15 protein-coding genes are annotated in these 14519 nt (G+C 69.8%); 13 read left to right on the top strand and 2 right to left on the bottom strand.

The features are described 5' to 3' along the window. Window positions 1–112: 112 nt before the first annotated feature. On the top strand, window positions 113–1015 hold the full coding sequence (locus tag KHC27_RS04175; RefSeq protein ID WP_213335419.1) for a proline iminopeptidase-family hydrolase: 903 nt from the start codon (window positions 113–115) through the stop codon (window positions 1013–1015). A 28-nt stretch (window positions 1016–1043) separates the two neighbouring features. Here the strand turns inward: KHC27_RS04175 and KHC27_RS04170 are convergent, their stop codons facing one another. Further along, entirely contained in the window at window positions 1044–1424 is a 381-nt protein-coding gene (locus KHC27_RS04170) for a transposase (protein ID WP_213335418.1), read from the bottom strand. Window positions 1425–1832: 408 nt separating this feature from the next. On the opposite strand from KHC27_RS04170, the gene KHC27_RS04165 reads away from it, so the two are divergent. From KHC27_RS04165 to KHC27_RS04140, 6 genes are all read left to right on the top strand, one after another. After that, window positions 1833–3083, top strand: coding sequence for a transporter substrate-binding protein (locus KHC27_RS04165; RefSeq protein ID WP_213335416.1), 1251 nt, complete (start codon window positions 1833–1835; stop codon window positions 3081–3083). A 68-nt stretch (window positions 3084–3151) separates the two neighbouring features. Further along, the gene (gene urtB / locus KHC27_RS21840) at window positions 3152–4765 is read left to right on the top strand and encodes an urea ABC transporter permease subunit UrtB (protein WP_213335414.1); all 1614 of its coding nucleotides are present in this window, start codon (window positions 3152–3154) and stop codon (window positions 4763–4765) included. Continuing rightward, entirely contained in the window at window positions 4762–5859 is a 1098-nt protein-coding gene (gene urtC, locus KHC27_RS04155) for an urea ABC transporter permease subunit UrtC (protein ID WP_213335413.1), read from the top strand. The genes urtB and urtC overlap by 4 nt, the downstream gene beginning before the upstream one ends. Continuing rightward, window positions 5856–6584: an ABC transporter ATP-binding protein gene (locus KHC27_RS04150; RefSeq protein WP_213335410.1), complete on the top strand. Its 729-nt coding sequence runs from the start codon at window positions 5856–5858 to the stop codon at window positions 6582–6584. Before urtC ends, KHC27_RS04150 begins: the two co-directional genes overlap by 4 nt. Before the next feature lie 2 nt (window positions 6585–6586). After that, window positions 6587–7279, top strand: a complete 693-nt coding sequence (urtE, locus tag KHC27_RS04145) for an urea ABC transporter ATP-binding subunit UrtE (protein WP_213335408.1) — start codon at window positions 6587–6589, stop codon at window positions 7277–7279. A gap of 46 nt (window positions 7280–7325) precedes the next feature. Next, window positions 7326–8261 carry an acetamidase/formamidase family protein gene (locus tag KHC27_RS04140; RefSeq protein ID WP_213335407.1) on the top strand — a complete coding sequence of 312 codons (936 nt, stop codon included), beginning with the start codon at window positions 7326–7328 and terminating at the stop codon, window positions 8259–8261. A 44-nt stretch (window positions 8262–8305) separates the two neighbouring features. Here KHC27_RS04140 and KHC27_RS04135 read toward each other — a convergent pair whose 3' ends face one another. After that, a complete protein-coding gene (locus KHC27_RS04135; RefSeq protein ID WP_213335557.1) occupies window positions 8306–8764 on the bottom strand; it encodes an Lrp/AsnC family transcriptional regulator in 459 nt (152 codons plus the stop codon). 179 nt (window positions 8765–8943) lie between these two features. Between KHC27_RS04135 and KHC27_RS04130 the strand changes: the two genes are divergently transcribed. The 6 genes from KHC27_RS04130 (at window position 8944) to KHC27_RS04105 (ending at window position 14366) form a co-directional block, all read left to right on the top strand. Then, window positions 8944–9666, top strand: a complete 723-nt coding sequence (locus tag KHC27_RS04130; RefSeq protein WP_213335405.1) for an aspartate/glutamate racemase family protein — start codon at window positions 8944–8946, stop codon at window positions 9664–9666. Window positions 9667–9692: 26 nt separating this feature from the next. After that, window positions 9693–10994: an NAD(P)/FAD-dependent oxidoreductase gene (locus tag KHC27_RS04125; protein WP_213335403.1), complete on the top strand. Its 1302-nt coding sequence runs from the start codon at window positions 9693–9695 to the stop codon at window positions 10992–10994. A gap of 169 nt (window positions 10995–11163) precedes the next feature. Continuing rightward, window positions 11164–11601: a YqaA family protein gene (locus tag KHC27_RS04120; protein ID WP_213335401.1), complete on the top strand. Its 438-nt coding sequence runs from the start codon at window positions 11164–11166 to the stop codon at window positions 11599–11601. 656 nt (window positions 11602–12257) lie between these two features. After that, complete coding sequence (locus tag KHC27_RS04115; protein WP_213335555.1) at window positions 12258–13094, top strand: alpha/beta fold hydrolase; 837 nt, start codon at window positions 12258–12260, stop codon at window positions 13092–13094. Window positions 13095–13295: 201 nt separating this feature from the next. Next, window positions 13296–13655: a response regulator transcription factor gene (locus KHC27_RS04110; protein WP_213335553.1), complete on the top strand. Its 360-nt coding sequence runs from the start codon at window positions 13296–13298 to the stop codon at window positions 13653–13655. Between the two features lie 192 nt (window positions 13656–13847). Next, window positions 13848–14366, top strand: coding sequence for a Dps family protein (locus KHC27_RS04105; protein WP_213335398.1), 519 nt, complete (start codon window positions 13848–13850; stop codon window positions 14364–14366). Window positions 14367–14519 lie beyond the last annotated feature (153 nt).

Genomic DNA, 14519 nt, shown 5'->3' with positions numbered 1-14519 from the left:
GCCCGCCCGGGGCGCGGGAACGGCGACGGTCCTATCAGTTGTGATAGCTGACGCGGCGGCCGTTGCCTTCCTATTCTCCCGGCATTCCCGATCCCCGCCGAGGAGACTGCGCGTGAGTGCCATCGACACGCTGGAAGGCCATGCCCCGTTCCGCGACTACCGGACATGGTACCGCGTGACGGGCACGCTGACGGGCGAGCGGCTGCCGCTGGTGGTCGCCCATGGCGGGCCGGGCTGCACCCACGACTATGTCGATTCGTTCAGGGACATCGCCGCGCTGGATGGCCGCGTGGTCATCCATTACGACCAGCTCGGCAATGGCCGCTCGACTCATCTGCCGGAAAAGGGCGCGGATTTCTGGACGGTCGAGCTGTTCCTCGCTGAACTTGACAACCTGCTCGCCCATCTCGGCATCTCCGGCCGCTACGCCTTTCTCGGCCAGTCCTGGGGCGGCATGCTGGGCGCCGAGCACGCCGTGCGCCGGCCGGCAGGGCTCAAGGCACTGGTCATCGCCAATTCCCCGGCCAACATGCACACCTGGGTGGCGGAGGCCAACCGGCTGCGCCGCGATCTGCCCGCCGAGGTGCAGGCGACCCTGCTGGCGCATGAGGCCGCCGGCACCCTGACCCATCCCGACTACATCGCGGCGTCCCGCGTGTTCTACGATCGCCATGTCTGCCGGGTCTCGCCCTGGCCGGCGGAGGTGGCGCGCACCTTCGCCGCGATGGACGAGGACAACACGGTCTACCGCCACATGAACGGGCCAACCGAGTTCCACGTCATCGGCACGATGAAGGACTGGACCATCGAGGACCGGCTCCACCTCATCGCGGCGCCGACGCTGCTGATCTCCGGCGCCCATGACGAGGCGACGCCGGAGGTGGTGCGCCCCTATCGCGAGCGCGTGCCGGACTGCACCTGGAAGCTCTTTGCCGATTCCAGCCACATGCCCCATGTGGAGGAGAAGGTGGCCTGCCTCGCGGCGGTTTCCGCCTTCCTCCGGCAGCATGACTGAGCGCGGCCGGCCGGGCGGCGACCCCGCGTCAGCGCCCGATCCGCACCGAGGCGAAGCGGCCCACCACCGCGCCGCCGCAGCGCTCCGCCGCGATCAGCGAGGCACGCTCCGGCTGGCCGAGAGTGCCGGCGCCATGGCGCTCCGGCAGGTGCGGCAGTTCCCCGGGCGGGGGCGCCTTCAGCCGGGCGGAGAGATTGTCGATCATCGCGCGCAGACGGCGGTTCTCGGCTTCGAGCTCCTTCATCTGCATCACCGCCGGCGCGCTCAGCCCGCCGAAGCGGCGGCGCCAGCGGTAGAAGGTGCGCAGCGACACCTGCGCGGTGCGGCAGATCTCGCCGACCGGCACCCCCGCATCGGCTTCGCGGATCAGGTGGAGGATCTCGCTGTCAGTGAACTGCGAACGTCGCATGGCTCGCCCTCGGCAGTCGTTGACGGATCAGGCCCCGCGGCCGGGACAACCCCTCGGCGACCCGCGCGTCACGCGCAAGCGGAAGAGGCGGGACGTGCGGTGGCCGCGCTCCGCACATCGCAAAAGCGTGCGATTTTTATGGGCATCACTATAGATCAGTTCCCGCCGGGGTGAATGGGATTTATCCCAGGGCAACATCGCCCGTTCCGATACGCGAGCCGCCCGGATCCGGGGCGCGGACGTAACGGGGTGCGTCCCGGCGCGGCGGTGTCATTGGCAATCCTGACACAATGCCGGCGGGCGGCGGCGGCTTGGCGCCGCTTTGGGCAGGGCTGAACATTATATGAAGTTGCGCGCGAGGGCCTGCGCAACAGAATTGCGACCATCATCGAACCGTTGAGGTGGTCCATGGCTCAGTTTTCGCGGCGTTCCTTCCTGCAGGCCAGCGGTCTCGCCGCCGCCGGGCTGGCATCTCCGATCGGCATGCCGGCCATTCTGCGCAGCGCGCAGGCGGCGGGTCCGGTCAAGCTCGGGTGCCTGTTCTCGTCCTCCGGCACCATGGCCAATCTCGAAGGCCGGCTGAACTATGTTGTGAAGATGGCCGCCGACGAGATCAACGCCAAGGGTGGCGTCAACGCCCGCACCATCGACGTGCTGGTGTCCGATCCCGCCTCCGACTGGCCGCTCTACGCCCAGTCCGCCAAGCAGATGCTGCAGCAGGAGAAGGTGGCGGCGCTGTTCGGCTGCTGGACCTCGGTGTCGCGCAAGACCGTGCTGCCGGTGGTCGAGCAGGAGAACGGCCTGCTCTACTATCCCCTGCACTTCGAGGGCGACGAGAACTCCAAGAACGTCGTCTATGTGAACTCGCCCCCGGCCAGCTCGGTGCTGCCGGCGGTGGATTACCTGATGGGCGAGGAAGGCGTCTCCGCCAAGCGCTTCTTCATGCTCGGCTCGGACTATGTGTGGCCGCGCACCATCAACAAGCAGCTCAAGGGTTACTTCAAGTCCAAGGGCATTCCGGAGAGCGCGTGGAAGGAGGAATATGTCCCCTTCGGCTTCTCCAACTTCCAGACGCTGGTGAACCAGATCCGCGCCTTCGCCGACCAGGGCGGCGGCCAGCCGGTGGTGATCCTCACCGTGGTGGGCAACTCCATCCCCGATTTCATGCGCGAATTCGCCAATCAGGGCATCAAGGCGACCGACATCCCGGTGCTCGGCCTCGACATGGTGGAAGCCGACCTCGAAGGTCTCGACACCTCCAAGCTGGTGGGCCACCTCAACTGCTGGGCCTATCTCCAGAACGCCAAGGGCCCGGCCAACGTCGCCTTCCTGAAGAACTGGGCGGACTATGTGAAGGCCAAGAACGTGCCCTTCAAGGGCGACGTCGCCATCGACCCGATGGTCTCGGCCTATGACTCCGTGCACCTCTGGGCGATGGCGGCGGCCAAGGCCGGCTCGTTCGACGTGCCGGAGGTGTCCAAGGCGTTTGCCGGCCTCTCCTTCGACTGCCCGTCGGGCTACAAGATCTCGATGACCGGCGAGAACAACTACGTCGCCCGCGGCGTGTTCATCGGCTCGGTCAACGACAAGCAGGGCTTCGACATCCTGTGGCAGTCCAAGGACACGCCGAAGCCGGTGCCCTTCAGCCCCTATGGCTGAGCCCGCACCCTTCCCTCCCCGCATGAGGGGCGGCCGTCCTCGCTGGGGGCGGCCGTCTTGATCCCGACATGACGCTCTGGCGCCTCCCCCTGCTGATCGCGGGCCTGCTGATCGCCGCTCCGGCCTGTGCGGCCGGCGCGGAGCCGGCTGCCCGCGCCGCTCTCGTCGAGAAGCTCTGCGGCAATGCCGGGCAGATGGGCGAGGCCGCGGCGGCCCTCTCCACCCTCGCGGCGAGCGGAACGCCCGAGGAGATCGGCTGGGCCGCGCCGCTCGCCCGGGCGGCGCTCGACAAGACGCTCGCCTGCGACGACACCGGCGCCGTGCTGGCGGCAACCGGCACCGATGCTGTGACCAGGGCTCCGCGAGCCCCCGCGCCGGACGCCCGCACCCCGGTGCTGAGCCTGAAGAACCGCGCGGTGTTCGAGCAGGCCGACGCCGCCCTGGCGCTGCGCAGCGCGGCCGATCCCGCCACCCGGACCGCCGCGCTCGCCACGCTGGAGCGCCGGCCCGCCGCCCTTCCCGAGGGCCTGCTGGAAGCCGCCGCGCAGGGCGAGACCGATCCCGGCCTCAGGACGCGCATCGAGACGCTGGCGCAGACCGCCGCCCTCAACGCCGCCGACCCCGCCGCCCGCATCCGCGCCATCGGCCGCATCGCCGAACATCCGAGCCGGCGCGCGCTCACCCAGGTCGAGGCGCTGGCGAAGGACCCCGCCTATGCCGCCGACCCCGCCTTCCGGCAGGCGGTGGACGCCGGTCTCGCCACCATCCGGCGCGGCATCGCCCTCGGCGACGCGCTGGCCACGCTCTATAACGGGCTCAGCTTCGCCAGCATCCTGTTCATGGCCGCGATCGGCCTCGCCATCATCTTCGGCCTGATGGGCGTCATCAACCTCGCCCAGGGCGAGCTGATCATGATCGGCGCCTATGTGACGTGGCTGGTGCAGCAGGGGCTGCGGCAGGCGGCGCCGGCGCTGCTCGACTGGTATCTCGTTCTCGCCATCCCCGTCGCCTTCCTGGTGACGGCGGGCATCGGAATCGCGCTGGAGGCGCTGCTGCTGCGCCACCTCTACCGCCGCCCGCTGATGAGCCTGCTCGCCACCTGGGCGGTGAGCCTGTTCCTGGTGAACACGGTGCGGGTCGTGTTCGGCACCCAGAACCTTCAGTTCGAGACGCCGTTCTACGTCTCCGGCGGGGTGCCGGTGATCGGCGACTTCATCTTCACCTGGAACCGCATGTTCGCGATCCTGTTCGCCGCCGTCACGCTGCTGGTCACCTGGGCGACGGTGCGCAAGACCCCGCTCGGCCTCAACATCCGCGCCGTGACCCAGAACCGCGACATGGCCGCCTGCATCGGCATTCCCACCCGCCGGGTCGACATGATGGCCTTCGGCCTCGGCTCGGGGCTGGCCGGCCTCGCCGGGCTGGCGCTGTCGCCGATCTACAGCGTGAACCCGCAGATGGGGCAGAACTTCATCATCGACAGCTTCATGGTGGTGGTGCTCGGCGGGGTCGGCACCATCGCCGGAACGGTGGTGGCCGCGCTGGGCATCGGCCAGATCAACGTGCTCATCGAGCCGCTGTGGGGCGCCGTGGCGGCGAAGGTCATCGTGCTGCTGATGATCATCGCCTTCCTGCAATGGCGGCCCGAAGGGCTGTTCGCCGTGAAGGGGCGCCGCAAATGACCCGCTGGACCGCCGACCGCCCCTTCCTCGCCGTGCTCGCGCTGCTGCTGGCCACCGCCGCCGCCCTGCCGCTGCTGGCCGGCACGCCGCTGGAGATGTCGCGCTATCTCGCCAACGCGATCGGCCAGCTCGCCGCCTTCGCGGTGCTGGCGCTCTCGCTGGACCTGATCTGGGGCTATCTCGGCATTCTCTCGCTCGGCCACGGGCTGTTCTTCGCGCTCGGCGGCTATGTCGTGGCGATGTACCTGCTCAAACACTCCTTCGAGGTCACCGGCACGGTGCCGGACTTCCTGCAGTTCATGGGGTGGAAGGACTTCCCGTTCTACTGGGCCGGCTTCGGCGCCTTTCCCTATGCGCTGGCGGTGGCGGTGGTGCTCACCACGCTGGTCGCCGGGCTGTTCGGCTACGTCTCGTTCCGCTCGCGGGTCGGCGGGGTCTATTTCGCCATCATCACCCAGGCGCTGGTCTATGTCGCGATGCTGCTGATGTTCCGCAACGACACCGGCTTCGGCGGAAATAACGGCATGACCGGCTTTTCCGTGATGTTCGGCTGGCCGATGGGCACCAGCGGCATGATAACCGGGCTCGCCGTCGCCTCGCTGCTGGTGCTGGCGCTGGTGCTGGCCGGCTGCCGCTGGCTGGTCGGCAGCCGCTTCGGCGCGCTGATGCTGGCGACCCGCGACGACGAAACCCGCCTGCGCACACTGGGCTACGAGACGCTGCGGCTGAAGCTCGCGGTGTGGTGCCTCTCCGCGCTCATCGCAATGGTGGCGGGCATGCTCTACGTGCCGCAGGTCGGCATCATCAACCCGCGCCTGCTCTCGCCGGAACTGTCGCTCGAGATCGCGGTGTGGGTCGCCATCGGCGGGCGCGGCCATCTGGTGGGGGCGGTGGTGGGGGCGCTGCTGGTGAACGCCATCAAGTTCTGGCTGTCCTTCGCCGCGCCGGAGGTGTGGCCCTTCATCCTGTCCGGTCTCATCGTGCTGGTGGTGCTGGTGTTCCCGAACGGGCTCATCGACCTTGCCCGGCTGCGGCTGGTGCGGCCCATGGGCCCGCGCCGGCTCGCCGCCGATGTCGGGGAGGCCCGGCCATGAGCCTCACCGCGCTGCTGGTGGATGGGCTGACCGTGCGGTTCGGCAGCTTCCACGCCATAGACGACCTCTCCCTCGCCATCGACTATGGCGAGGTGCGCGCGGTGATCGGGCCGAACGGCGCCGGCAAGACCACGCTGCTGGACGTCATCTCCGGCATCACCCGGCCGAAGCAGGGCCGCGTCCTGTTCGATGGCCGCGAGGACATCACCGGCCGCAGCGAGGCCGCTATCGCCCGCGCCGGCATCCGCCGCAAGTTCCAGAAGCCGAGCGTGTTCGAAGGCCTCACCGTGCGCCAGCACATCGCCATCGGCGCGGGTACCGGCTTCCGCCGCGGGCCCGAAGGCCCGGCGCTGGAGGACCGCATCGGCGAGGTGCTGGAGACGGTGGGACTGGCCGACCAGGCCGGCCGCCTCGCCGGCGAGCTGGGCCATGGCCAGAAGCAGTGGCTCGAGATCGGCATGGTGCTGGCCTCCGACCCGCGCGTGCTGATGCTGGACGAGCCGGTCGCCGGGCTGACGGATGAGGAAACCGCGCGCACCGCCGCGCTGGTGCGGGCGCTGAACCGGCCCGACCGCGCCATCGTGGTGGTGGAGCACGACATGGATTTCGTCGAGCGTATCGCCGACAAGGTCACGGTGCTGCATGAGGGGCGCACCCTGTTCGAAGGGCCGATGGACAAGGTCCGGGCGGATGCCGGCGTCGTCGACGTCTATCTGGGGCGCTGAGCATGGAATTCCGCGTCGAGGAACTCGATCAGCATTACGGCTCGGCGCAGGTGCTGCGCCGGGTCGGGCTGGAGATCGCGCCGGGCGAGTGCCTCGCCGTGCTGGGCCGCAACGGCGCGGGCAAGACCACCCTGCTCAAATGCATCATGGGCCTCCTCGCGCCCACCGCCGGCCGGGTGCTGGTGGACGGCGCGGACGCCACCGCGTGGTCGCCCAACCGGCGCTCCCGCGCCGGCCTCGCCTATGTCCCGCAGGGGCGGGAGATCTTCGCCGAATTGACGGTGGGCGAGAACATCGAGGCCGCCGCCCGGGCCCACGGCACCCATGGCACGGCGGCGATGGAGGAGGCGGTGAGCCTGTTCCCGGTGCTGCGCGAGATGTGGAAGCGCTCCGGCGGCGCGCTGTCCGGCGGCCAGCAGCAGCAGCTCGCCATTGCCCGCGCGCTGGTCACCCGGCCGCAGCTCCTCATCCTCGACGAGCCCACCGAAGGCATCCAGCCCAACATCGTCGCTGCCATCGGCGAGGTGCTGCGCGCCCTCAAGGGCCGCATCTCCATCCTGCTGGTGGAGCAGTATCTCGACTTCGCGATCGAAACGGCGGACGCTTTCGTCATCCTCTCCCGCGGCGCGGTGGTCGAATCCGGCCGCGCCGTGACGATGACGCGGGATCATCTCACCCGCTTCATCGCCGTCTGAAACCCGTCACCGGTTCCCTTCCCGTCGCGCATTCCAGGAGTTTTGCATGTCGCGCCGCTTTGAAATCCCCGCCACGCCGGAGAACATGGTCTGGGGTTATCTCGACAGCACGACCCCGCCGGTGCTGGAGGTCGCCTCCGGCGACGTCGTCACGCTGCATTCCTTCCCCGCCGGCGGCAAGGAAACCCTGCCCGAGAACCTGCCGGTGCCGGAGGACTATCTGCGCGCGCTCAACACCCTGCCGCAGGGCGCCGGCCCGCACTTCATCACCGGCCCGGTCTTCGTGAAGGACGCCCGCCCCGGCGACACGCTGCAGGTCGACATTCTCGACGTGAAGGTGCGCCAGGACTGGGGCTTCGTCTCCATCCTGCCGCTGCTCGGCACCCTGCCAGACGAGTTCACCGACTACGAGACCATCCACCCCGTGGTCGACCATGCCCGCGACGTGTGCGTGATGCCGTGGGGCACGGAAATCCCGCTCGATCCGTTCTTCGGCATCATCGCCACCGCCCCGCCGCCGGCCTGGGGCCGCTGCGGCTCGCCGGTGCCGCGCGCCTTCGGCGGCAACATGGACAACAAGGAGCTGCGCGCCGGCACCACGCTGTATCTGCCCGTCTTCAACGAGGGCGCGCTGTTCTTCGCCGGCGACGGCCACGGCGTGCAGGGCGACGGCGAAGTGTGCATCACCGCGCTGGAAACCGGCGTCACCGGCTCGTTCCGCCTCACCGTGCGCAAGGACATGGAGCTGGACTGGCCCTTCGCGGAAAGCTCGACCCACCTGATGTCGATCGGGCTCGACGAAGACCTCGACGACGCCGCGCGGCAGGCCACCCGCGAGATGGTGAAGCATGTGTGCCTGCGCACCAACCTCTCGCGCAACCAGGCCTACATGCTGTGCTCGCTGGCCGGCAACCTGAGGGTGACGCAGATGGTGGACGGCAACAAGGGCGTGCACATGCTGCTGGCCAAATCCCTGCTCTGAGGGCCCGCGCCGCGCCGGCCGCCGGGCCTTCCCCGGCGGCCGGCTCAGGCGTAGCGCAGCGGGATGGCGGTGGTGTATTTCAGCTCCTCCATCGAGATGAAGGAGGTGACGTCGGTGAAATCGAGCCGGCTGATCATCTGCTTGTACACGGCGTCATAGACCTCGACACCCGGCACCACGATGCGCAGGAGATAGTCCATATCGCCGGTGAGCCGGTAGGCCTCGACGATCTCGGGAATCTCGGCCATCACCTTTCGGAACGCCTCCAGCCACTCGATGGAATGGCGCGAGGTGCGCACGCCGACAAAGACGGTCATGCCGACATTGGCCTTGCGCCGGTCGACCAGCGCGACCCGGGCCGCGATCAGCCCGGCCTCCTCCAGCGCCTTGATGCGCCGCCAGCACGCCGAGACCGACAGCCCCACCATATCCGCGAGATCGGCGACAGGCACTGTCGCGTCCGCCTGCAGGGTTTCGAGGATTCGCCGGTCACGAATATCCAGCACCCTACGTCTCCATGGCTGTTTGCGCGCTAGCGCGAGCATGCGCAATTATTTTCGATGTAACGGAATAAAAACGCAATCCATTTGCAAAAAGAAAGCAGATGACGCTTTCGCACGCGCGGACTCGCCGACGCCGCCGGCCTAGTCTCTCCGCAGCTTCGAAAACAGGGAGAGCCCGGATGTCGCGCACCATTGGCCTGATCGGCGGCATGAGCTGGGAGAGCACTGCCGTCTATTACCGCGCCATCAACGAGATGGTGCGGGAGCGGCGCGGCGGCCTCGCCTCGGCGGATATCCTGCTGCATTCGGTCGACTTCAGCGAGATCGTCGCGCTGCAGAAGGCCGGGCGCTGGGACCTCGCGGCGGCGCGGCTCACGGCGGTCGCGCAGGGGCTGGTGCGGGCCGGCGCCGGCAGCATCCTCATCTGCACCAACACCATGCACCTCGTCGCCGACGAGATCGCCCGCGCCCTGCCGGTGCCGCTGATCCACATCGTCGACGTGGCCGGCCACGCGCTGACGGCGGCGGGCATGCGCCGGCCGCTGCTGCTCGCCACCCGCTACACCATGGAAGAAAGCTTCTACCGCGACCGGCTGCGGGCCCGCTTCGGCATCGAGGCGATGGTGCCGGAAGCCGGCGAGCGCACCGACATCCACGACATCATCTTCGACGAGCTGTGCCAGGGCGTGGTCACCGCCGCCTCGCGGCTGCGCTACCGCGAGATCATGGCCGCCGCGGCGGCGCGCGGCGCCGACAGCGTCATCCTCGGCTGCACCGAGATCGGCCTGCTGGTGAGGGCCGAGGACAGCACCCTGCCGATGTTCGATTCCACCCTGCTGCACGCGCGGGCAGCGGTGGACTTTCTCGACGGCGCGCTGGATATCGGCCGGGTTGCCGCCTGATCCCGCTGCGAGAGGAGACCGCCCGCATGATGCCGCCGCCCGCCATGCCGGCCACGCTCTGGGCCGCGGTGACGCCGGAGACACCGGCGCGGCCCGCCCTGGAGGGCGAATGGCGGACCGACGTCGCGGTGGTCGGCGCCGGCTTCACCGGCCTGTCCGTCGCGCTCGCCCTTGCCGGACGCGGGCACAGGGTGGTGGTTCTGGAAGCCGCGCGGGTGGGCTGGGGCGCCTCCGGGCGCAATAACGGGCAGGTCATCCCCACCCTCACCGGGGCCGAGCCCGACGCCATCGTCGCCCGCCACGGCGAGACCGGCGAACGCTTCGTGCGGCTGGTCGCCGGCAGTGCCGACGCGCTGTTCGGCCTCGTGCGCGCCCATGCCATCGCCTGCGAGGCGGAGCAGACCGGCTGGGTGCAGCCGGCGCATTCGCCGGGACGGGTCAGGCTTTCGGCGGCGCGGGTGGAAGCCTGGGCCCGGCGCAGCGCCCCGGTGCGGCTGCTGGACGCGGCGGAGACGGCGCGGCTGGTCGGCTCGTCCGCGTGGCACGGCGCCATGCTCAACACCAGCGGCGGCCACATCAACCCGCTCGCCCTCGCCCGCGGCCTCGCCGGCGTGGTGGAAGCGGCGGGGGCCACGCTGTTCGAGGCCAGCCCGGTGCAGAGCCTGACGCGTGCCCGGACCGGCTGGGTGCTGTCGACGCCGCGAGGCCGGGTGATCGCCGATCAGGTGGTGATGGCCGCCAACGCCTATACCGACGCCTTCGCGCCCCGCCTCGCCCCGGCCCTCGCCCGCTCGCTGGTGCCCGTCCTCTCCTGGCAGATGGCGACCGAGCCGCTGCCGGCGGCGGTCCGCGCCACGGTGCTGCCCGGCCGGCAGGCGCTCTCCGACACCCATGGCGACCTGCGCTTCTTCCGCTGGGACGCCCGGGGCCGGCTCGTCACCGGGGGCGCGCTCATCGTTCCGCTGAACGGCGCCGAACGGCTGAAGCGCCTCGTCGGCGTGCGGCTGGCGGCGCTGTTCCCGCAGATGGGCGTGCCGCGCTTCGACAGGGTCTGGAACGGCCGGCTCGGGATGACGGCCGACCGCATGCCGCGCTTCCACCGCGTCGCGGAAGGCCTATGGAGCTGGATCGCCTGCAACGGGCGCGGCGTGGCGCTCTCGGTGGCGCTGGGGCCGGTGCTGGCGGACGCGATCGAGGGGGCGGCCCCGGCGGAGCTGCCGGTGCCGCTCACCGCCGTCGCGCCCTACCCGCTCCACGGTGTGGCGCGGTGCGTCGCCCCGGCCCTGCTGGCGCTTTACCGCTACCGCGACGCCCACGAGCCCGGCTGAGGCCGGAAGCCGCCGCAGACAAGGCCGTGCCTGGCCCCGGTGCTGCCGGCAGGGGCGACGGCGGCGGCGGCACGCGTTATGCAGAGGCCATGAATGCGCCGGCCTCCCCTCGTCCCCACCCCGCCTGTTTCGGCCCCGCCGCCCGCATTCCCGTCGGTGTCGCGCGGCGATGACCGACCTTGCCGTCTATGCCGGGCTGTTCGCCACCGCGCTGATCGCCGCCACCCTGCTGCCGATGCAGTCGGAAGCGGCGCTGGTGGGCCTGCTGCTGCTAGGGGCGCAGCCGCCCTGGCTGCTGGTGGCGGTGGCCACCGCCGGCAATGTGCTGGGCTCGGTGATCAACTGGGCGCTGGGGCGCGGCATCGAGCGCTTCCGCCACGCCCGCTGGTTTCCCGCGAGCGAGGCGCAGCTCGACCGCGCGCAGGGCTGGTACCGCCGCTGTGGCCGCTGGTCGCTGCTGCTGAGCTGGGCCCCGGTGGTGGGCGACCCGCTGACGCTGGTGGCCGGCATGCTCCGCGAGCCCTTGCCGGTGTTCCTGCTGCTGGTGAGCGTGGCGAAACTGGCGCGCTACGCCGTGCTGGCGGCGGTGACGCTCGCCGCGGCCTGACCGTCTCGCCGCGCGCGGAGACCGGCTGCCGCGCAGCCATAGCCCCGCACCATACCGACGTATAGCCCGCGCACGCGTAAGGCCTAGGTGCGGAAGCCGTTGGCTCAATTGAGATAAATCCCCAACCCTCTAGGCTTCGTTCCGCTGGGGCCGACAGGGCGGACCGCCGCAGGGCGCCCGCCCGAGCCCTTGAGGCCCCGGCCATCATCGGTGCGTGCACCCGGATCGGGGCGTGTAGCCGAGGCCGCCACCCCGCAGGGAACGGCAACGAGACGAAAGTATATATCGCGTACGATTAAATCGTGTGCGATTAAATAAGTCACGGAAAGCGGCGCCCCCTTTGGCAGCAACCCGCTCCGCTCAACCACAGGGACCGCGGACCGCGCCCAGCGTCAGGCCCGGGCGCGCCGCGATCCGTACCACCCTTTCGCCCGGCACGGGCGGCGCCCGCAGCGGGCGCCGCAACGCTGCCGGCATGCCCGAAGCTGGAGCCCGTCATGGCCGACCGCACGACCTTCGACCCCGCTCGACCCGACCGGCGCAGCGTCATGGCCCTCGGCCTCGGCGCCGGCATGCTCGCCGCCCTGCCCTTCCCGGTGGCGGCGCAGACCCCCTCGTCTTCCCTCACCACCTCCCCACCCGAAAGGAACGAAACCATGGGTTACGTCACGACCAAGGACGGCGTCGACATCTTCTACAAGGACTGGGGCCCGAAGGACGCCCAGCCCATCATGTTCCACCACGGCTGGCCGCTGTCGTCGGACGACTGGGACGCCCAGATGATGTTCTTCGTCCTCAACGGCTTCCGCGTGGTCGCCCATGACCGCCGCGGCCACGGCCGTTCGGCGCAGGTCAGCGAGGGTCACGACATGGACCACTACGCCGCCGACGCCTTCGCGGTGGTGGAGCATCTCGACCTGAAGAACGCCGTGCATATCGGCCATTCCACCGGCGGCGGCGAAGTCGCGCGCTATGTGGCCAAGCATGGCGAGCCGGCCGGCCGCGTCGCCAAGGCGGTGCTGGTTTCCGCGGTTCCCCCGCTGATGCTCAAGACCGAGTCCAATCCCGGCGGCCTGCCGCTGGAGGTGTTCGACAGCTTCCGCAAGGCGACCGCCGACAACCGCGCCCAGTTCTTCCTCGATGTCCCCACCGGCCCGTTCTACGGCTTCAACCGCGAGGGCGCGAAGGTGTATCCCGGCGTGATCCAGAACTGGTGGCGCCAGGGCATGATGGGCAGCGCCAAGGCCCATTACGAGGGCATCAAGGCCTTCTCCGAGACCGACCAGACCGAAGACCTCAAGGCCATCTCGGTTCCCACGCTGGTGATGCACGGCGACGACGACCAGATCGTGCCGATCGCGGATTCGGCGCTGCTGTCCGTCAAGCTGCTGAAGAACGGCACGCTGAAGGTCTACAAGGGCTACCCCCACGGCATGCTCACCACCGAGGCCGACGTGATCAACCCGGACCTGCTCGCCTTCATCAAGGGTTGAGCCGATCACGCCTTCGGACGGCCGCCGCGCACCCGCGCGGCGGCCGTGCCTTTTTGCCGCGTCTGCCCGTCGCCGGCGACGGCCGACCAAACCTTGATATGACTTTCGTTGTACGCCGCAGGAGCGCTATAGCTGCCCCAGGGGGCGACAGACCGGCTGTGTCCGGCGTGCCAGAGGGTCTTGCGAGTGCGCCAACCACCGATGATCGCCATCATCGACGACGACGAGTCCGTGCGGACCGCGACCGCCAGCCTCGTGCGCTCGCTCGGCTTCGCCACCGGCACCTTCGCCGGCGCCGAGGAGTTCCTCTCCTCTCCGCTGCTCGGCGAGGCCGCCTGCATCATCACCGATGTGCAGATGCCCGGCATGAGCGGGATCGAGATGCAGTCGGCGCTGCGCCGGCGCGGCGTCGCCACCCCGCTCATCTTCATCACCGCCTTTCCCGAGGAGAGGCTGCGGCGCCAGGTGACGGAGGCCGGCGCCGTCGCCTTCCTCGCCAAGCCGTTCGACGGCACCGAGATGATCGAGTGGCTGGAGCGCACGGTGGGACCGGCGCTCTGATCCGCGCCTACCGCCGGGGATCGCCGCACCATATCCTCGTATGAGCGGCGCAACCGAACGGCCAATTTCGCGGCCCGCGGCGAACGCCTAGGTTCAGAAGCGTCGGAACCGGCCGCAAGCGCCGCGGGAGCATCTCCCCCTCTCCCGCGCCCGGGCCGGTTCCGCGTTCCCTTCCGGCCCACGGAGTGTCCCATGACCACGAACCCGCTCAAGACGCGCCAGATCGCCCCCCTTCGCACCCCCACCGATCTCGGGGCCGACGCCACCCGCGACATCGCCGCGGCGCTGACCGGCCTGCTGGCCGACATGTTCGCGCTCTACCTCAAGACGAAGAATTTCCACTGGCATCTCTCCGGCCCGCATTTCCGCGACTACCACCTGATGCTCGACGAGCAGGGCGACCAGATCTTCGCCACCACCGACGCGATCGCCGAGCGCGCCCGCAAGGTCGGCGGCACCACGCTGCGGTCGATCGGCCATATCCAGCGGCTCCAGCGCCTTGAGGACAACGACGCCGAGTACGTCACCGCGCAGGACATGCTGGCGGAGCTCGCCGACGACAATATGCGCCTCACCGGCTTCCTGCGCGCCGCGCATGCGGTGTGCGAGGAGTATAACGACGTCGCCAGCACCAGCCTGATCGAGGTGTGGATCGACGAGGCCGAGCGCCGCACCTGGTTCCTCTACGAGTGCACCCGCGCCCAGCACTGAGCCGACCGCCGCCCGGCCGGCCGCCATCCCCGCGCGGCGCGCTGGGCTGCGGCCCGGCCCGGGCGACAGGTTCCCCGACCCGGGGGCACGACGGGCCACGCGCCTCACCCTATACTCAGGCATAGACGAGCATTACCTTAGGTCACTGCCCAG

Source organism: Ancylobacter lacus (assembly GCF_018390635.1).
In the GTDB taxonomy this organism is placed as follows: Bacteria; Pseudomonadota; Alphaproteobacteria; order Rhizobiales; family Xanthobacteraceae; genus Ancylobacter; species Ancylobacter lacus.
The sequence above is the reverse complement of the archived record's forward strand: the minus strand, read 5'-3'. Positions and strand labels throughout refer to the sequence as shown.